Below are 18,340 nucleotides of genomic sequence, written 5' to 3' on the forward strand. Positions count from 1 at the left end.
ACCCCTTCCGGCCCGTCCCCTTGTCCACCACACGGCGCTCCAGAAACTGCGTCCGCGGCGACGAGTAGTGAACCTTCGCAACCTCCCCCAAAGGCCACGTCCCAACCATCGCCAGAACCGTCGCGCGGGGCTTGCCGGATGCGACGTGAAAAGAAGGAAGCGGCGTGTCGTCGAGGGACGGGAGCGGCGTCGAGGCCGTGGTGCGGGCGGTCGGACTCGAACCGACATATCCGTGAGGACGGCGGATTTTGAGTCCGCTGCGTCTACCAATTCCGCCACGCCCGCGACGGAGGACGCCCCGGAGGCGCCGCGATCCTCTTGCCATGAAAGCGTGAAAGCGTCCATAGCGCGATCCGGGCGCCCGCCGGCCGGGCAACGATCGAAGGCGAGACCACGATGGCGCGACTTGTCACCTTTCGGGAGCGGACCGGCTTTCGGCAGACTCTTGCGGCGGGCCTGCTCGCGGTGGGGATGGCCACGACGGTCGGGGGGGCGCTCCTGTTCCAGCACGTGGGTGGCTACATGCCCTGCGCGCTCTGCCTGGAGCAGCGCACGCCCTACTATATCGGCATACCGATCGCCCTCGTCGCGCTGGCCGTCTCGTGGTTGAAGGCCCCGGCCGTCGCGACACGTGCCCTGCTTCTCGCCGTCGGGCTCCTGATGCTGTGGGCGGCCGGGCTCGGCGTCTTCCATGCCGGGGTCGAATGGGGCTTCTGGCCGGGACCGGCCGACTGCGCGGCGGGCGGTGCGATCGACCTGTCAGGCGATCTCCTGTCGTCGATGGACGCCGTGCGGCCTCCTTCCTGCTCCGAAGCCGCGCTGCGCATTCTCGGCCTGTCGCTGGCCGGCTGGAACACGCTGATCGCCCTTGCGCTGGCCGCGCTTGCCCTACGCAGCGCGCTGGCGCGGGCGGACCGCTTCGCCTGAACCGACGCGGCCCGCCGACCGGATGCCGCGCGGGTCTTATTCGGGCTCGAGCTCGGTGTCCCAGTAGAGGTAGTCGAGCCAGCTCTCGTGCAGGAAGTTCGGCGGGAACTGTCGTCCGTTGTTGTGCAGGTCGTGCACCGTCGGCTGATAGGGCGCCTGATGCGGATGCATCCCGGCGTCGCGCGGCATCAGGCCGCCCTTCTTCAGGTTGCACGGCGAGCAGGCGGCGACGACGTTCTCCCACGTGGTCAGGCCGCCGCGCGATCGGGGGATCACGTGATCGAAGGTGAGTTCGTGCGGCGAGCCGCAATACTGGCACTGGAAGCGATCGCGCAGGAACACGTTGAAGCGCGTGAAGGCCGGATGCCGCGCCGGCTTCACGTAGGACTTCAGGCACACGACCGAGGGCAGGCGCATGGAGAAGGTCGGGCTGTGCACCGCCCGGTCGTATTCGGCCAGGATGGTCACGCGGTCGAGGAACACCGCCTTGATCGCGTCCTGCCACGACCATAGGGACAGCGGATAGTAGCTGAGGGGCCGGTAATCGGCGTTCAGGACAAGCGCCGGAGACAAGGAAGACGGCACTGCGATCGTCAAGGAGCTTCTCCTTCACGCAAGGCAGCGGCTTCGCAAGAACGGGAGCCGGTTTTGCGAAACCGTATGCTCATGCACGTTTCATATGCGTCTCCACTATCGTGGCCTATCGTGTCGCCTTTGTGAAGCCGTTGGCACCGCTGGCAAAACGCCATGCACAGGTCCCGCTACCGCGCGCTCGGTCCGGGCAGGACGGGCGGCCCTGCGACGGGGGCGGCGTCGCGGCGCAGGAGCGCGGCGTAGTAGGCCCAGAACAGGCGTGCCGCGACGGAGCGCAGCGGCGACCACGCAGTGGCCGCCAGCGCCACCGCGCGTTCCGCGGGGCGCGGCCCGAGGCCCACTCCCCGGCCGACCGCTATCCGCAGGGCAAGGTCGCCGGCGGGGAAGATGTCGGGATGACCGACCCCGAACAGGAGATGGCATTCCGCCGTCCAGCGGCCGATGCCCGGGATCGCGACCAGCGCGCGGATCGCTTCCTCGGGTGGAGCCTCGGCGACGCGGCGAAGATCGAGCTCGCCCCGGCCGATCGCCGCCGCGAGCGCGCGCACGGTGCGGGCCTTGGCGCCCGACAGGCCCGCCTGCCGGAGCGTCTCGTCGGATGCGGCGCGCAGCGCGCCGGCATCGGAAAGGTCCACGAGGGCCGCGAGGCGGCCGAGGATCGCCGCGGCACTGGCGCGCGACACCTGCTGCGCGACCACGGTGGCGACGAGCCCCGGCAGATCCGCCGAGCCCGGGCGCAGCGGCGTCGGCCCGGCCACCGCCGCCACCGGCGCGAGGCGCGGATCCAGCGCGACGAGCCGGGCCAAGCCGCGATCGACATCCTCCTGGCTGCGAATCATGCGCGCCTCCTAGGCGCCGCGCGGGGCGCGTGAGATAGGAGGGAATGGCCGCCGATCCGACCGTCTTCCGCTTCGCGCCCAGCCCCAACGGGCTGCTGCATCTCGGCCACGCCTACTCGGCGCTTCTCAATGCGGACCTCGCGCGCCAGAGGGGCGGGCGCCTCCTTCTGCGGCTGGAGGACATCGACACGGCGCGCTGCACCCCGGCGCTGGAGGCGATGCTCCGGGAGGACCTCGCCTGGCTCGGCTTCGCCCACGAGACGCCCGTGCGGCGACAATCGGCGCATTTCGCCGACTACCGCGCGGCGCTGGAGGCGCTCGCCGGGGAGGGGCTGGCCTATCCGGCCTTCATGACGCGGGGCGAGATTCGGCGCCACGCCGCCGCCTTCGAGGAGGCGGAGGGCGCACCCTGGCCGGTGGATCCGGACGGCGCGCCGATCTATCCCGCCCTCGACCGCCTGCTGCCCGAAGGGGAGCGTCGTCGCCGGATGGCGGCGGGCGAGCCCTTCGCCTGGCGGCTCGACATGCGGCGGGCGCGGGAGCGGCTCGTGGCGCCGCTCCTGTTCGCCGAAACGGGCGGCGGCGAGGCGGTGGACGTGCCGGCCGAGCCGGAGCTTTGGGGCGACGTGGTGCTGGCGCGACGCGATACACCGACGAGCTACCATCTTTCGGTGGTGGTGGACGATGCGATCCAGGGCGTCACCCATGTGGTTCGGGGGCTCGACCTCCTGCCGTCCACATCCGTCCACCGGCTGCTCCAGGCGCTTCTCGGCCTTCCCGTTCCCGTCTACCACCATCACGACCTGATCCTCGGCTCCGACGGGCAGAAGCTCTCCAAGAGCCGGGGAGACGTGTCGCTGCGCGCGCTGCGCGAGGCGGGGCTGGGGCCCGAGGACATCCGGCGCATGGTGGGCCTCAGTGGAAAAGGGCGAGCCATGCCGTGAGCGTCAGCGCGGCCAGGAGCGTCGACAGGACGATGACGCTGGCGGCCAGCCGCTCGCCGGTGCGGAAATGGGTCGCGAACAGGAAGGCGTTGACGCCGACCGGGCAGGCGGCGGCCGCCACGGCGACGCTCAGCCAGAGTGGCGGCAGGATCGCCGCGCCCACCACGAACACGACCAGCGGTTGGACCAGGAGGGCCAGGGCGGTGAGCGCCAAGGGCGCCAGCCGGTCGCCGCCGATCGGGAAGCGGACCATGGACATGCCGAGCGCGAACAGGGCCGTCGGTCCCGCCGTTCCGGCGACGAGGCGCAGGACCTCGCCGTGCGGCCCTTCCAGCGGCAGCCCGGTCCAGCGCCACAGGGCACCGGACGCGAGGCCCACCACCAGCGCGTTGCGCGACAGGTTGCGCACGACCTGGCCGACCACCCGCCGGGGGGAGAAGCTCGCGCTTTCGCCCTTGTCGCGGGCGTCGCCGAGGGCGGCGCGTTCCAGGAGCAGCGTCGAGACCAGCATCATGGTGGGAAGGTGGATCGCCAGCAGGAGCGCCAGCGCGTCCAGCCCCTCGCGCCCGAAGGCGCGCTCGATCATCGGGACGCCGACGAAGATGAGATTGGAGAAGCTGGCCGAAACGCCCGCGATCACCGCGCCGCGGCGGTCGGTGCCGCCGAAGCGCCGGCCGATCCACATGCCGGCGGCGTAGACGGGCGCGACGCCCGCGAAATACGCGACCCACAGGAACAGCGGATTGGCCTCGCCGAAATGCGCGGTCGCCACGGTGCGGAACATCAGCACCGGGACCGCCACCTTGAACACGAAACCCGACAGGGCGTCGCCGGTTGAGGCCGGGAGGTAGCCGGACTTGGCCGACAGGGTTCCCAGCGCGATCAGGAGGAAGATCGGGGCGACGACGGAGAGAACGAGCGTCATGGCATCTCGGAAGGTCGATACATGCCCCCGCTTACCCCGCGCGGGGAACCGAGGCGAGGGACGATCCGGCCGATGCGGGGGTTGACGGGCGACGCGCGACTGGTATCGCGAACGCACGCCGGGGCTCCGACCCTTCCGCCTGCGGCATTCGAAAGGACCGTGGCCTTGCGCCGGCTCTTGCCCTTCTTTCCGGCCATCTTCGTGTTTCTCTGGTCCACCGGCTTCGTCGGGGCACGCTACGCGATGCCGCATGCCGAGCCCTTCACGTTCCTGTCGATGCGCTACGCGCTGGCGCTGCTGATCCTCCTTCCGGCGGCCGCGCTGGCGCTGCGCGGCGCGGCGGGCGTGTCCGCTCCCCGCCTGGCGCACGCCGCCTTCGCTGGAAGCCTGATTCACGGACTCTATCTCGGCGGCGTGTTCTTCGCCGTGCGCCACGGCCTGCCGGCCGGCGTCGCGGCGCTGGTGGCGGGCCTCCAGCCGCTCCTCACCGCCGTCATGGCGGCGTCGCTCCTCGGCGAGCGGGTCACCGCGCGGCACTGGGCCGGGTTGGCGGTGGGGCTGTTCGGCGTCGCCCTGGTGGTGGCGCCGAAGCTCGGCCAGGCGAGCGGCTTCGGCCTCGGCCAGCTCGCGCCGGCGCTTTTCGCGGTGGCGGGCATCTCGCTCGGCACGGTCTGGCAGAAGCGGTTCGTCGGCTCGCTCGACCTTCGCGTCGGCACGGCGGCGCAGTACGTGGGGGCGCTGCTGCCGACCCTCGTGGCGGCCCATGCCTTCGAGACGATGCGGGTGGACTGGACGGGCGAGCTCGTGTTCGCGCTTCTCTGGCTCACCCTGGCGTTGTCGATCGGGGCGATCTTCCTGCTGCTCTATCTCATCCGCGAGGGCGCAGTGTCGCGCGTCGCCTCGCTCATGTATCTCGTGCCGGCGGTGACGGCGCTGCAGACGTTCGTCCTGTTCGACGAGGCGCTGACGCCGGTGCAACTCCTCGGCATGGCGCTGGCGGCAGGAGGCGTCGCGGCGGCCACGGGCGCGCTTCGCTTCGGGGGGCGCCGGCGCGAGGCATGAGGTCGCGGCGCTCGCGTTCGGGGCCGGCCGGGCCTATATCACCCGAGGCGGCGCACGCCGGAAAGAAGTCAGATGTCGACGATCTTCACCATTCTCGCCGTGATCTTCATGATCGCGGTCGCCGTGGTCCTCGTGATGGGCCTTGCCAACATGATGCGCGGCGGCCCCGGCAACACATCGCAGAAGCTGATGCGCGCGCGCGTCATGCTGCAGGCGATCGCGGTCGCCGTGATCGTGGGCGCGCTCTACTTCGCGCGCTGAACCCGCGCACGGCCGGTTTCCCCTCCGGCGCCGCGTCCTAGATGGGTTCGGCACCGGGGACACGGAAGGCTTGCGATGGTTCGGCTCACCAGGATCTACACGCGCACGGGTGACAAGGGCACCACGGCGCTCGGCAACGGCGAGCGGCGCGTGAAGAGCGATCTGCGCATCGAGGCCTACGGCACCGTGGACGAGACCAACTCGCTGATCGGCGTGGCGCGCCTTCACGCCTCGGCCGATCTCGACGCCGCCCTGTCGCGCATCCAGAACGACCTGTTCGATCTCGGCGCCGACCTGGCGACGCCCGAGGGCGACGAGCCGCCGCCCTACGAGCGGCTGGCGATCGCGGAGGCGCAGGTGGAGTGGCTGGAGCGCGAGATCGACCGGCTCAACGCAGACCTCGAGCCGCTGAACTCCTTCGTGCTGCCCGCCGGCACGCCCGCCTCGAGCCATCTCCACGTCGCGCGCGCCACCGCGCGCCGCGCCGAACGCCTGATGGTGGACCTTTCCCGGCGCGAGGGCGAGCGCGTGTCGGATCCCGCGCTCCGCTACGTGAACCGGCTTTCCGACTACCTGTTCGTCGCCGCGCGCCACGCCAACGACTCGGGACGCGGCGACGTGCTCTGGGTGCCCGGCGCGAACCGATAGACGCTGAAAACTTTGACGTAAACGTCAATGACGTGTAGCGTCCGTCGCGAAACGGTCGGAATGCGTCGCACCCGTTTGCTTGAACCCTCTCCGGCCCCTCCGTATGAAAGGGGCGGTTGAAAAGTCCGGCCCGCGGCGCGACCCGTGGGCAAGCCAGGGAAGGCCCCGATGAAGATTCTCGTCTGTGTGAAGCGTGTCGTCGACTACAACGTTAAGGTCCGCGTGAAGGCGGACGGGACGGGCGTCGAGCTCGCCAACGTGAAGATGTCGATGAACCCGTTCGACGAGATCGCGGTGGAGGAAGCCCTGCGCCTGAAGGAGCGGGGCGCGGCGACCGAGGTCGTGGCGGTCTCGGTCGGCGTGGCGCAGGCGCAGGAGACGATCCGGACCGCGCTCGCCATGGGTGCCGACCGGGGCATCCTCGTGAAGGCCGAGGGGCGGCTGGAGCCGCTCGCCGTGGCCAAGCTCCTGAAGGGCGTGGTCGAGGCCGAGAAGCCCGACCTCGTGATCCTCGGCAAGCAGGCGATCGACGACGACTGCAACCAGACCGGCCAGATGCTGGCGGGGCTGCTCGGCTGGGCGCAGGGCACCTTCGCCTCCAAGGTCGAGGTGGCGGACGGCGGCCTGTCGGTCACGCGCGAGGTGGACGGTGGGCTCCAGACGGTCGGCCTCGCGTTGCCGGCGATCGTCACCACCGACCTTCGCCTCAACGAGCCGCGCTATGCGTCGCTGCCCAACATCATGAAGGCGAAGAAGAAGCCGCTGGAGGAGCGGGACGCGTCGGAGTTCGGGGTGGACCTCGCGCCGCGCCTCGAGGTGGTGAAGGTCGCCGAGCCCAAGGGCCGTCAGGCGGGCGTCAAGGTCGGCTCGGTGGACGAGCTGGTCTCCGCGCTCAAGGGCGCTGGCCTGGTCTGAGCCGCGCGCGTCCGCGCCACCCCCGTTCCGGCCGGCTCTCCGGCCACCGTCCCGTTCCTTTCCCATTCGCGAGATTCCGTCCATGACCACGCTACTGATCGCCGAGCACGACAACGCCCATCTGTCGGGCGAGACCGCCAAGGCGCTGACGGCCGCCGCCCAGCTCGGCGCGGAGGTCCATGTGCTGGTGGCCGGCCAGGGCTCGGGCGCGGTGGCCGAGGCCGCCGCCGGGCTCCAGGGGGTCGCCAAGGTCCTGCACGCCGAGGACGCCGCCTACGGCCACCATCTCGCCGAGCCGCTGGCCGCTTTGGTGGTCGGGCTGGCGCCCGGCTACGGCGCCGTGGTGGCGCCGGCCACGGCGGCGCTCAAGAACGCACTGCCGCGCGCGGCCGCGCTTCTCGACGTGATGCAGGTGTCGGACGTGACGGCGGTCCTGGCCGCCGATACGTTCGAGCGGCCCGTCTATGCCGGCAACGCGGTGGAGACGGTGCGCTCCAACGACGCGATCAAGGTGCTGACCGTGCGCACGGCAGCCTTCGCGGCCGCCGAGGCGGGCGGCTCGGCGCCCGTGGAGAGCGTCGGCGCGGCGGCCGATCCCGGCGTGTCGCGGTTCGTCGGCGAGGAGGTCGCCCATTCGGAGCGGCCCGACCTGTCGGGCGCCAAGGTGGTGGTGTCGGGCGGCCGGGCGCTCGGCTCGCGCGAGAAGTTCGAGGAGGTCATGCTGCCGCTCGCCGACAAGCTCGGCGCGGCGGTGGGCGCCAGCCGCGCGGCGGTGGACGCGGGCTACGCGCCGAACGACTGGCAGGTCGGCCAGACCGGCAAGGTCGTGGCGCCGGACCTCTACGTCGCCTGCGGCATCTCGGGCGCCATCCAGCACCTCGCCGGCATGAAGGACTCCAAGGTCATCGTCGCCATCAACAAGGACGAGGACGCCCCGATCTTCCAGGTCGCCGACTACGGCCTCGTCGGCGACGTGTTCCAGATCGTGCCCGATCTCACGAGCAAGCTCTGACGGCGAAGGCGGGGAACCGATCATGGCCGACATTCGCACGGTGGGCGTCGTGGGCGCCGGGCAGATGGGCGCTGGCATCGCCCATGTGAGCGCCCTGGCGGGCTACGACGTCGTGCTCTACGACGTCAGCCTGGAGCTCGCGACCCGCGGCGTCGAGAAGATCGCGGCCGGGCTCGAGCGCCAGGTCGCCGGCGGCAAGATCGAAGCGGGCGCGCGCGACGCGGCGCTGGCGCGCCTCAAGCCCGCCGACGGCGTCAACGATCTGGCGCCCGCCGACCTCGTGATCGAGGCGGCGACCGAGAAGGAGGAGATCAAGCGGCGCATCTTCGCCCAGGTCTGTCCGGTGCTGCGGCCCGACGCGATCCTCGCCTCCAACACCTCCTCCATCTCGATCACGCGGCTTGCCTCGGGCACCGACCGGCCCGAGCGGTTCCTCGGCATCCACTTCATGAACCCGGTGCCGGTCATGAAGCTCGTCGAGCTGGTGCGCGGCATCGCCACCGACGACGCCGTGTTCGAGATGTCCAAGCGCTTCGTCGGCAGCCTCGACAAGACCATGACGATCTCGGAGGACTTTCCGGGCTTCATCGTCAACCGCGTGTTGATCCCGATGATCAACGAGGCGATCTACACGCTCCACGAGGGCGTCGGCTCGGTGGAATCGATCGACGCCTCCATGCGGCTCGGCGCCAACCACCCGATGGGCCCGTTCCAGCTCGCCGACTTCATCGGGCTCGACACCTGCCTGTCGATCATGCAGGTGCTGCACGACGGGCTGGCCGATTCCAAGTACCGCCCGTGCCCGCTCCTGGTGAAGTATGTCGAGGCCGGCTGGCTCGGCCGCAAGGCCAAGCGCGGCTTCTACGACTATCGCGGCGAGACCCCGGTGCCGACGCGCTGAAAGGGCCGAGACGTTGAGCGACACGACCCGCGACTCCAACGGCACGCCGCTCGCCGACGGCGACAGCGTGACCCTCGTCAAGGACCTCAAGGTGAAGGGCACCAGCGTGACCCTGAAGCGCGGCACGCTGGTGAAGAACATCCGCCTCACCGGCGACCCGGACCTCGTGGAGTGCCGGGCCGAGAAGGTGAAGGACCTCGTGCTGCGCACCGAGTTCCTGAAGAAGGCGTAAGGGGGGGGCGTCAGGCCCCGCCGCCCTTCAGCGCGTCGATGAGGCGCTGCCCGTCGGGGCTCGCCCATTCCGCCGGCCCGTTCATCGCGGCCCGGGCGCAGCCGCCCCCGTCCACCAGCAGCGTCACCGGCAGGCCGAGCGCCACGCCCTGGCGTTTCAGGTCGTTGAACACGCCCATCGTCTCGTCGCGGAAATAGGGCAGAGACCGCAGGCCCGTCTCGGCGTAGAAGCCGCGCGGCTTGGCGTCGTCGCCCGTGTCCACATTGATCGGCACCACCGCGAAGCTCTCGTCGCCCGCCTCGCGCTCCAGCGCGTCCAGCGCCGGCATCTCCGCCCGGCAGGGCGCGCACCAGGTCGCCCAGAGGTTCACCAGGAGCGACTGGCCCCGCATGGCGCCGAGCGTCGTGTCGCGACCCTCGCCGTCGCGGAAGGCGAGCGCGGAGACGTCGAACGGGGTCTCCAGCGGACGCATCGCGGCCACCTCGCCCTGCGCCGCCGCGTCCAGCGCCGAGGCCAGGGCGGGCGCGGCCGGGCAGGACGCCACCGTTTCGTTGCCAGAGCGCGTTTCCATCACGTATACGCCGAGGGCCCCGGCGAGCAGTCCGCCGGCGAGTGCGAGGCTCAGGATCCGCTTCGTGCCCCACGGCCGGGGTGCGGGGGACGGGGTCGGCTTCGGGTCGGACATCGGCAGGAAAGGCCTTTTCGTGGACAAGACGACGAGCAACGAGATGTGGGGCGGACGCTTCGCCTCCGGCCCCAGCGCGATCATGGAAGCGATCAACGCCTCGATCGACTTCGACAAGCGCCTTTACCGGGAAGACATCGCCGGGTCGATCGCCCATGCCGAGATGCTGGGACGGCAGGGCATCATCTCGACCGCCGACGCGGCGGAAATCAGGCAGGGGCTCGAGACGATCCGCACCGAGATCACGGAGGGACGCTTCGCCTTCTCGAAGGCGCGCGAGGACATCCACATGAACGTGGAGGCGCGGCTCGCCGAACTCATCGGTCCGGCCGCCGGGCGCCTGCACACCGCGCGCTCGCGCAACGATCAGGTGGCCGTGGACTTCCGCCTCTTCGTGAAGCGCGCCGCCGAGGACCTCGACCGTGCGCTGCGCGCCCTGCAGGAGGCGCTGCTCGCGCGCGCCGAGGAGCACGCGGCCACCGTGATGCCGGGCTTCACCCATCTCCAGGCGGCCCAGCCGGTCACCTTCGGCCACCATTGCCTCGCCTATGTCGAGATGGCGGGCCGCGACCGGGGCCGGGTGCGGGACGCGATCCGGCGCATGGACGAATCGCCGCTCGGCGCCGCCGCGCTCGCCGGCACCGGCTTCCCGATCGACCGGCACGCGACGGCCGAGGCGCTCGGGTTCCGCGAGCCGACGCGCAACTCGCTGGATTCGGTCTCCGACCGCGACTACGCGCTGGAGTTCCTGTCCGCGGCGGCGATCTGCGCCACGCACCTGTCGCGGCTCGCCGAGGAGATCGTGATCTGGTCGACGCCGCAGTTCGACTTCGTGCGCCTGTCGGACGCCTTCTCCACCGGCTCCTCGATCATGCCGCAGAAGAAGAACCCGGACGCCGCCGAGCTGGTGCGCGCCAAGACCGGCCGCATCGCCGGTTCGCTGGTGGCGCTGCTGACCATCATGAAGGGCCTGCCGCTCAGCTATTCCAAGGACATGCAGGAGGACAAGGAGCAGGTCTTCGACGCGATCGACAGCCTGGCCCTGGCGCTGGCCGCCATGACCGGCATGGTGAGCGATCTCCAGGTGAACGCCGCCAAGATGCGGGCGGCGGCGGGCGCCGGCTTCTCCACCGCCACGGACCTCGCCGACTGGCTGGTGCGCGAGCTCGGCCTGCCCTTCCGCGAGGCCCATCACGTGACGGGCCGCGTCGTGGCGCTGGCCGAGGAACGGCGCGTCGCCCTGGAGGACCTGCCGCTCGCCGATCTCCGCTCGATCGAGGCGCGGATCGGGCAGGAGATCTACTCGGTGCTGTCGGTGGACGCTTCCGTTGCCTCCCGCACGAGCTTCGGCGGCACGGCGCCGGACGGGGTCCGCGCGCAGGCGGCGGCTTGGCGCGAGCGGCTGGCGTCGGAAGGCTAGTGATCCCGGCGCGGACGCGGTAAGCACGAGAAGCGGGCCGCGCGCCCGCGCGGATGGACGACGGGATGCCGGGCGGAATGACGAAACCAGCTTTTGCGATCTGCCTCGGCCTCGTGGCCGCCCTGGCGCTTTCGGGCTGCGGGCGCAAGACGGTGCCCGTGGCCAAGCTGCCCGACGGGCAGGTCTCGCGCGCCGTGGTGCCGGACGCGACGGGCACGGCCCGCCTGCCTAAGGTCGCCCCGCTCGCCACCGACCGTTCGGTGCTGCCGACCGAGGTCACCACCAATCCCAACGCCGAGAAGAAGCGTTTCCTTCTCGACGGCCTCCTGAACTAGCGTACCGGTACGGCTCATGAACCACTTCGAGTATCGGGACGGCATCCTGCATGCCGAAGACGTGGACCTGCGCGCGATCGCGGCCGAGGTCGGCACGCCGTTCTACTGCTATTCCACCGCGACGCTGACGCGGCACTACCGCGTCTTCGCGGACGCCTTCGCCGATATCGACGCCACGGTCTGCTACGCCATGAAGGCGAACTCCAACCAGGCGGTGCTGCGGACGCTGGCCTCGCTCGGCGCGGGGGCGGACGTCGTGTCCGGGGGCGAGCTGGCGCGCGCCCTTGCGGCCGACGTCCCGGCCGAGAAGATCATGTTCTCCGGCGTCGGCAAGACGGCGGCCGAGATCGACGCCGGGCTCGATGCCGGCATCTTCTGCTTCAACGTCGAGTCCGAGCCCGAGCTGCATGCGATCTCGCAGCGCGCCGCCGCGTCCGGACGCACGGCGCACGTCTCGTTCCGGATCAACCCGGACGTCGACGCGCGCACCCACGCCAAGATCTCGACCGGCAAGAAGTCCGACAAGTTCGGCATCGCCTTCGAGCGCGCCGAGGCGGTCTACGACCTCGCGGCCCGGCTGCCGGGGATCGCGGTGTCGGGCATCGACATGCATATCGGCTCGCAGATCGTCGACCTCGAGCCCTTCGACCTCGCCTTCGCCCGGCTCGCCGAGCTGGTGCGGCGCCTGCGCGCGCGCGGCCACGCGATCAGCCACATCGACCTCGGCGGCGGCCTCGGCGTGCCCTATCGCAACTCCAACGAACTGCCCCCCGGCCCGCCGGCCTATGCCGAGATCGTGAAGCGCCACGTGCGCGACCTCGGCGCGCGGGTGGTGTTCGAGCCGGGCCGCCTGATCGCGGCCAACGCGGGCATCCTCGTCACTTCGGTCATCTACCGGAAGGAGGAGGCGGGCCGCACCTTCCTGATCGTGGACGCGGCGATGAACGACCTGATCCGCCCGACGCTCTACGAGGCGTGGCACGAGATCCGCCCCGTGGTGGAGCCGGCGGGCGATGCCGACTTCGTGACCGCCGACGTGGTCGGTCCGGTCTGCGAGAGCGGAGACTTCCTGGCCAAGGACCGGTCGCTGCCACCGGCCGAGGCCGGCGATCTCCTAGCCGTCGCCTCGGCGGGAGCCTACGGCGCCGTGCAGTCCGGCACCTACAATTCGCGGCCGTTGGTCCCCGAGGTGCTGGTGCGCGACGATGCCTATGCGGTGGTGCGCCCGCGCCCGCCGATCGAGGACCTGATCGCGCTCGACCGCCTGCCGCCCTGGCTGTGAGCGGGTGCCGGCGCGGCATCACGCCCGCGTCAGCGCCTCGCCTTCGCCTCAAAAGCTGTTAGTCTGTCCCGAGACAGAAGGGCGCCCGGCCATGTCATCGCTTGCCGGCGTCCGCATGCGATGAGGCGCGGATCCGAGCCGGCGGCGGCCCGGCCCGCCCATTCCGAAAGCGGCTTCATGGGTCCTGAAACCTCCGGCTTCGACATGGCCCGCACCGCCTCCGTGCGCGGCGCGGCGTCTGCCGCGATCCTCGCCGAGCGCGCCTGGCCGACGCTGGTGCGGCTGGCGGCGCTGGTCGGGGCCTTCCTGATTCTCGCCTGGTTCGGCGTCTTCGCCGCCGTGCCCGACTGGCTGCGCATCGGTCTTCTCGGCGTGCTCGGTCTCGGCGCGCTGGCCGCCCTGTGGGGCGCGCGCCGCGTCCGCCTGCCGACGCGGGCGGAGGTCGCCCGTCGCGTCGAGGCCGACAGCGCGCTCGACCACCAGCCGCTCCAGGCGCAGGAGGATCGGGTGCCGGCCGGCGACGACTTCGCCGCCGCGCTCTGGCACGAGCATCAGCGCCGCATGGCCGAGCGCCTGCGCGCCCTGCGCTCCACGGGCCCGCGCACGCGCACCTATGCGATCGATCCCTACGGCCTGCGGGCCATGGTGGCGCTCCTGGTCGTCACCGGCTTCGCCTTCTCCTTCGGTCCGCTCGGCGGGCGCGTCGCCGACGCGCTGGCGCCGCTCCACACGGAGCTCGCGGCCGGCGTGCGCGTCGACGCCTGGGCGACGCCACCCGGCTATACCGGCCGCGCGCCGATTCTCCTGGCCGCCGACACGAGTGCGGAGGGTCCGATCGAGGTGCCGGAGGGCACGGTGCTCTCGCTGCGCGTCTCCGACCGGCGCGGCACCGAGGCGACCTTCCGGCCCGAGGGCGGGGAGGCGGCGCCGATCGCCCCGGTGGTGCCCGAAGGGCAGGCGCCCGACACGGCCGAGACGGCGGAGGCGCCCGTCGCCGGCGAATACGAGCTGCCCCTGCGCGAGAGCGGAACGGCCCGCATCGCCGGAACCTTCCGCGACCTCGGCGCCTGGCGCTTCACGGTCACGCCGGACACGCCGCCGACCGTCGCCTTCCGCGGCGAGCCGAAGCCGGGGCGCAACGGCTCGCTCGACCTCGCCTTCGCGGTGAGCGACGACTACGGCGTGGCGGCCGGCGAGGCCAAGCTCGCCACGCGCGAGCCCGTGGCTCCGGGCGCGCGTCCGCTGATCGCTCCGCCCGAGCCTTCGCTGTCCCTGCCGCGCCGGCGCGTGGGCGAGGCGGAGGGGCGCACCAGCCTCGCGCTCACCGACAGTCCCTATGCCGGTACGCGCGCCGCCCTGACGCTGACGGTGCGCGACGACGGGGGGCAGGCCGGCGAGACGCCGCCGCTCGAGGTGACGCTTCCCGAGCGGCGCTTCACCGACCCGATGGCGCGCGCCGTAGTGGAGCAGCGCCGCATCCTGGCGCTGGACGCCAACGCCGCGCCGCGCGTCGTCTCCATGCTGGACGCGATCACCCTGCGCGGCGACGAGTTCATCGCCAATCCGGCGCACTACCTCGCGCTTCGCGCCGTGCGCGAGCGCATCGCCCACGCGCCCGACGACGAGACGCTGGTCTCGGCGGTCGACTTCCTGTGGCAGATCGCGCTCGGCATCGAGGACGGCGACCTCGGCGCTTCCGAGCGCAAGCTGCGCGATCTTCAGGAGCAGCTGTCCCAGGCGCTCGAGAACGGTGCGAGCGACGAGGAGATCGCCCAGCTCATGCAGGAGCTGCGCCAGGCCATGCAGGAATACATGCAGGCCATGGCCGAGGCGATGCGCAACATGCCGCCGCAGAGCCTGTCGCAGATGGGCGAGAGCCAGGAGATCCGCCCGCAGGACCTCGACCGCATGCTCGACCGGATCGAGGATCTGGCGCGGTCCGGCTCCAAGGACGCCGCCCAGCAGCTCCTGTCTGAGCTGCGCGAGATGATGGACAGCCTCCAGGCCATGCGGCCCAACCAGGGGCAGCAGCAGTCCGGCCAGCAGAGCCCGATGCAGCAGCAGATGAACCAGCTCGGCGAGATGCTGCAGCGCCAGCAGAAGCTGATGGACGAGACCTTCGAGCTCGGTCGCCAGCAGATGCGGCGGCAGATGGAGAACGAGCGCGGCGGCGAGCCCGGCCAGCAGGGTCGGCAAGGTCAGGAGGGCCAGCAGGGCCAGCAGGGCCAGCGCCCGCCGATGACGGAGGAGGAGCTGCGCGCCCTGCAGGAACGCCTCCAGGCCGAGCAGGGCCAGCTCCAGAAGGACCTTCAGGCGCTGCGCGAAGCGATGGAGGGGCAGGGCCTCCAGCCGAGCGAGGACCTTGGGCAGGCCGGCGAATCGATGGGCCGGGCCGAAGGCGCGATCGGCCAGGGCGACGACGGCGAGGCGGTGGGCCAGCAGGGCGACGCGATGAGCGCGCTGCGGCGCGGAGCGCAGGACGCCATGAACCAGATGCAGGCCATGCAGGGGCAGGGCGAAGGGCAGCAGCCCGGCCAGGGCATGCAGCCCGGCGGTCCAGGCCGCTACGGCGAGGGGCCGGGGCAGCAACGTTCGGGCCGCGACCCCCTGGGCCGCGAGCGCCAGACGCAAGGGCCCGACTTCGGCCAGGACGTCGGCGTGCCCGACGAGATCGACATCCAGCGCGCGCGCCGCATCCTGGACCAGATCCGCGACCGGCTTGGACGTCCGCTCTCGCCCGAGCAGGAGCGGCAGTATCTGGAGCGCCTGCTTCGCACGCCCTGAGCCGGGCGGGCCGGCTTGGCACGGCGGGCCGGCGCACGTAGAACGCGGCCATCCCCGTACGGAGCCGCGCCATGGCCGACTGGAACCCCGCCCTCTACACCCGCTTCGAGGACGAGCGCACGCGCCCGGCCCGCGACCTCCTCGCCCGCTGCCGGATCGGCGAGGGGGCAGGCGCGGGGCTGCGGATCGCCGACCTCGGCTGCGGGCCCGGCAATTCCACGGCGCTGCTGGCGGAGCGGTTTCCCGAGGCCGAGATCATCGGCTTCGACACGTCCGATGCGATGCTGGAGGCCGCGCGGGCACGCCTGCCGGACGCACGCTTCGAGCGCGCCGACATCGCCGCCTTCGCGCCGGACACCCCGTTCGATCTCGTGTTCTCCAACGCGGCCCTGCAATGGGTGCGCGGCCATGCCCGGCTGGTCCCCGCCCTGTTCGCCCACGTGCGGGCCGGCGGCCTCCTGGCCGTGCAGATCCCGGACAATCTCGCCGACCCGTCGCAGGTCGCCATGCGCGACATCGCCGGCGAGGCGCCCTTCGCCTCCGCGCTGGGCGGGATGGACGAGGCGCGCGAGGCGATCGCTCCGCGCGAGACGTACTACGACTGGCTGGCGGGGGCGGCGTCCGAGCTGGACGTCTGGACCACGATCTACAACCATCCGATGGGATCGCCGCAGGCCATCACCGACTGGTTCGCCTCGACCGGCCTGAAGCCGTTCGTGGACCCACTGGACGAGGCGGGGCGGGCGCGGTTTCGCGCGCGCTACACGCAGGAAATGGACCGGCGCTACCCGGCGCGCGCGGACGGCCGGCGGCTCCTGGCCTTTCCGCGCCTGTTCTTCGTCGCCCGCCGGGCCTGACGGCTCAGCCGTAGCGGCGCATCGGCGCGGCGGCGTGGCGGCAGGCCGGCAGGCCGGCGAGCGCCTGCGCCACGCGCTGGCGGATCTCGGCGATGGTGAAGGGCTTCTCCACGACGCCGAGGATGAAGGCCGACAGGTCTTCCGCCGCTTCCCGCTGCTCGGCATAGCCGGTCATCAGGAGGATCGGCAGGTCGGGAAACGTCGCGTGCGCGGCATGGGCGAGTTCGATCCCCGTCATGCCGGGCATGCGGATGTCGGACAGCAGCAGGTCGAACGCGCCGTTCTCCTCGGCCAGGACGTCGACCGCCATCTCGCCGTCCTCGGCCACCAGCACCTCATGGCCCTCCAGCCGCAGGGCGCGCGCCACCAGAAGCCGGATGCCGGTATCGTCCTCGGCGATCAAGATTCGGGCCATGGCGATCTGCTCCTCGCACGCGCCGGCACGTGCCGGCCGGACGGGGCAAGGCCCGGTCCGTGGCACGGAGTATGCCCGCCCATCCTTGTCCGAACCCTTACCGAACAGGGCTAACCGTTGGTGAAGGGCCGCCGACCTCAGCCCTTGAACTCGACCGTCGTCCTGGCCGGCTGGACGAGCCGGGCGAGCGCCTCGGCGTCCCAGTTGGTCAGGCGGACGCAGCCGTGGCTGCCGCTCTTGCCGATCTGCGAGGGTTCGGGTGCGCCGTGGATGCCGTAGGTCGGCTTCGACAGGTCGATCCACATCGAACCGACGGGACCGTTCGGTCCGGCCGGGATCGTCAGCTTCTTCCGGTTCTTGCCCTGCTGGAAGTTCTTGTCCGGATCGTACTCGTAGGTCGGATCGGGCGCGCTGCCGTTGACCTTCATCGTGCCGCTCGGCGAGGGCGTATCGTCGGAGCCGATCGTGGCAGGGGCCGACATGAGGACGCGGTCGTCGGCGTCGAGGGCGAAGAGCTCGCCCTTCGACTTGTCGACCACGATGCGATCGACCTTGCCTTCGGGCGCCGCACCGGGGTCGGCGACGAGAATCCGGGTATCGGTGGAGTTGAAGTCGGCGCCGGGGTTCAGGGCGAGAAGCAGCTTCTCGTCCATGTGGAACCGCTCGGCGAGCATTTCCGCGGGACCGCGGTAGCAGAGGCAGTCGAGCTTCGCCATCGCGCCGTAGTCCGACGGGATGTCCGAGACGTAGCGCTGGTCGATGTCCTCGCGCGTCAGCTGGTAGGTCCTGACCGCCGGTCCGCCGTCCCGCGACAGCGCCTTCCAGAGCGCCTCGTCCACCACGCCGTCGACGCTCATGTCGTGCGCTTCCTCGTAGGCGCGGATCGCCTTTTCGGTGTTGCCGCCCGAACGGCCGTCGATGACGCCCGGCGAAGCATGGGCGCGATCGAGAAGCACCTGGACGCGGATCATGAACGGGTCCGGCGCGTCCTCCGGCTCCTCCTCGCTCGTCGGCTCGGCTGCCGCAGCCGCAGCCTCCGTGTCCGCGGGCGGGGCGGGTTCGTCGCCGTCCTCGACCGGCGCGGCGGCGTCGTCTCCGGCCGGCTGGTCGCCCGGGTTCTCGGCGGCGGCTTCGGCGGCTCGGTTGCGGGCGGTCCAGTCTTCGAAGCTCGCCGAATTGATCGCGCCTTCCGAGAGATCGGGCGCCGGAGGCGCTGCCAGCGCGCTCTCGCCCATCGCCAGGACCAGGGCGAGGGTGATCCATGACGGCTTGGGCATTGGCGTCGTCTCCTGATCCGATCGG

At 71.4% G+C, this 18,340-nt stretch carries 20 protein-coding genes and 1 tRNA gene; 14 read left to right on the top strand and 7 right to left on the bottom strand.

From position 1 onward, the window contains the following. Positions 1-198 precede the first annotated feature (198 nt). Positions 199-285 (bottom strand) — tRNA-Leu (locus tag D3218_RS11805). Positions 286-396: 111 nt separating this feature from the next. Here D3218_RS11805 and D3218_RS11810 point away from each other — a divergent pair. After that, positions 397-927 (top strand): disulfide bond formation protein B, encoded by a 531-nt coding sequence (locus D3218_RS11810; RefSeq protein ID WP_119540297.1) that lies wholly within the window; start codon positions 397-399, stop codon positions 925-927. A gap of 36 nt (positions 928-963) precedes the next feature. On the opposite strand, the gene D3218_RS11815 is transcribed toward D3218_RS11810, so the two are convergent. Continuing rightward, complete coding sequence (locus tag D3218_RS11815) at positions 964-1,524, bottom strand: HNH endonuclease (protein WP_119540298.1); 561 nt, start codon at positions 1,522-1,524, stop codon at positions 964-966. 164 nt (positions 1,525-1,688) lie between these two features. Further along, on the bottom strand, positions 1,689-2,360 hold the full coding sequence (locus tag D3218_RS11820; protein WP_119540299.1) for a DNA-3-methyladenine glycosylase family protein: 672 nt from the start codon (positions 2,358-2,360) through the stop codon (positions 1,689-1,691). Positions 2,361-2,404: 44 nt separating this feature from the next. On the opposite strand from D3218_RS11820, the gene gluQRS reads away from it, so the two are divergent. Next, positions 2,405-3,304 carry a tRNA glutamyl-Q(34) synthetase GluQRS gene (gene gluQRS / locus D3218_RS11825; RefSeq protein ID WP_119540300.1) on the top strand — a complete coding sequence of 300 codons (900 nt, stop codon included), beginning with the start codon at positions 2,405-2,407 and terminating at the stop codon, positions 3,302-3,304. On the opposite strand, the gene D3218_RS11830 is transcribed toward gluQRS, so the two are convergent. Then, positions 3,276-4,229: an AEC family transporter gene (locus tag D3218_RS11830; RefSeq protein WP_119540301.1), complete on the bottom strand. Its 954-nt coding sequence runs from the start codon at positions 4,227-4,229 to the stop codon at positions 3,276-3,278. The two genes, gluQRS and D3218_RS11830, sit on opposite strands and share 29 nt — an antisense overlap. Positions 4,230-4,394: 165 nt before the next feature. Here D3218_RS11830 and D3218_RS11835 point away from each other — a divergent pair, with 165 nt between their 5' ends. From D3218_RS11835 to D3218_RS11865, 7 genes are all read left to right on the top strand, one after another. Then, on the top strand, positions 4,395-5,291 hold the full coding sequence (locus tag D3218_RS11835) for a DMT family transporter (RefSeq protein ID WP_245415026.1): 897 nt from the start codon (positions 4,395-4,397) through the stop codon (positions 5,289-5,291). Positions 5,292-5,363: 72 nt separating this feature from the next. Further along, positions 5,364-5,552 (top strand): twin transmembrane helix small protein, encoded by a 189-nt coding sequence (locus D3218_RS11840; RefSeq protein ID WP_055893403.1) that lies wholly within the window; start codon positions 5,364-5,366, stop codon positions 5,550-5,552. Between the two features lie 75 nt (positions 5,553-5,627). After that, positions 5,628-6,200: a cob(I)yrinic acid a,c-diamide adenosyltransferase gene (locus tag D3218_RS11845; RefSeq protein WP_119540303.1), complete on the top strand. Its 573-nt coding sequence runs from the start codon at positions 5,628-5,630 to the stop codon at positions 6,198-6,200. Positions 6,201-6,368: 168 nt separating this feature from the next. Continuing rightward, a complete protein-coding gene (locus D3218_RS11850) occupies positions 6,369-7,115 on the top strand; it encodes an electron transfer flavoprotein subunit beta/FixA family protein (protein WP_119540304.1) in 747 nt (248 codons plus the stop codon). Positions 7,116-7,197: 82 nt separating this feature from the next. Next, positions 7,198-8,127 carry an electron transfer flavoprotein subunit alpha/FixB family protein gene (locus D3218_RS11855; RefSeq protein WP_119540305.1) on the top strand — a complete coding sequence of 310 codons (930 nt, stop codon included), beginning with the start codon at positions 7,198-7,200 and terminating at the stop codon, positions 8,125-8,127. 22 nt (positions 8,128-8,149) lie between these two features. After that, a complete protein-coding gene (locus D3218_RS11860) occupies positions 8,150-9,028 on the top strand; it encodes a 3-hydroxybutyryl-CoA dehydrogenase (RefSeq protein WP_119540306.1) in 879 nt (292 codons plus the stop codon). A gap of 13 nt (positions 9,029-9,041) precedes the next feature. Next, positions 9,042-9,260 (top strand): alkylphosphonate utilization protein, encoded by a 219-nt coding sequence (locus D3218_RS11865; protein WP_245415027.1) that lies wholly within the window; start codon positions 9,042-9,044, stop codon positions 9,258-9,260. A gap of 10 nt (positions 9,261-9,270) precedes the next feature. Here the strand turns inward: D3218_RS11865 and tlpA are convergent, their stop codons facing one another. Further along, positions 9,271-9,945 (bottom strand): thiol:disulfide interchange protein TlpA, encoded by a 675-nt coding sequence (tlpA, locus tag D3218_RS11870; protein WP_119540308.1) that lies wholly within the window; start codon positions 9,943-9,945, stop codon positions 9,271-9,273. A gap of 43 nt (positions 9,946-9,988) precedes the next feature. Between tlpA and argH the strand changes: the two genes are divergently transcribed. The 5 genes from argH to tam all read left to right on the top strand — a co-directional run bounded on the left by argH (position 9,989) and on the right by tam (position 16,623). Next, positions 9,989-11,365 (top strand): argininosuccinate lyase, encoded by a 1,377-nt coding sequence (argH, locus tag D3218_RS11875; RefSeq protein ID WP_119540606.1) that lies wholly within the window; start codon positions 9,989-9,991, stop codon positions 11,363-11,365. Between the two features lie 77 nt (positions 11,366-11,442). Then, complete coding sequence (locus D3218_RS11880) at positions 11,443-11,700, top strand: hypothetical protein (protein ID WP_136625087.1); 258 nt, start codon at positions 11,443-11,445, stop codon at positions 11,698-11,700. Positions 11,701-11,716: 16 nt separating this feature from the next. After that, a complete protein-coding gene (lysA, locus tag D3218_RS11885) occupies positions 11,717-12,982 on the top strand; it encodes a diaminopimelate decarboxylase (RefSeq protein ID WP_119540310.1) in 1,266 nt (421 codons plus the stop codon). Positions 12,983-13,159: 177 nt separating this feature from the next. Beyond that, complete coding sequence (locus tag D3218_RS11890; RefSeq protein WP_119540311.1) at positions 13,160-15,766, top strand: TIGR02302 family protein; 2,607 nt, start codon at positions 13,160-13,162, stop codon at positions 15,764-15,766. Between the two features lie 71 nt (positions 15,767-15,837). After that, complete coding sequence (gene tam, locus D3218_RS11895) at positions 15,838-16,623, top strand: trans-aconitate 2-methyltransferase (protein WP_119540312.1); 786 nt, start codon at positions 15,838-15,840, stop codon at positions 16,621-16,623. Positions 16,624-16,627: 4 nt separating this feature from the next. Here tam and D3218_RS11900 read toward each other — a convergent pair whose 3' ends face one another. Together D3218_RS11900 and D3218_RS11905 are read right to left on the bottom strand one after the other, a co-directional pair. Continuing rightward, positions 16,628-17,038, bottom strand: coding sequence for a response regulator (locus D3218_RS11900; protein ID WP_119540313.1), 411 nt, complete (start codon positions 17,036-17,038; stop codon positions 16,628-16,630). A 137-nt stretch (positions 17,039-17,175) separates the two neighbouring features. Beyond that, positions 17,176-18,315, bottom strand: a complete 1,140-nt coding sequence (locus D3218_RS11905; protein WP_245415028.1) for a L,D-transpeptidase family protein — start codon at positions 18,313-18,315, stop codon at positions 17,176-17,178. Positions 18,316-18,340: the final 25 nt, after the last annotated feature.

The organism is Aureimonas flava (assembly GCF_003583935.1).
Lineage (GTDB): Bacteria > Pseudomonadota > Alphaproteobacteria > Rhizobiales > Rhizobiaceae > Aureimonas > Aureimonas flava.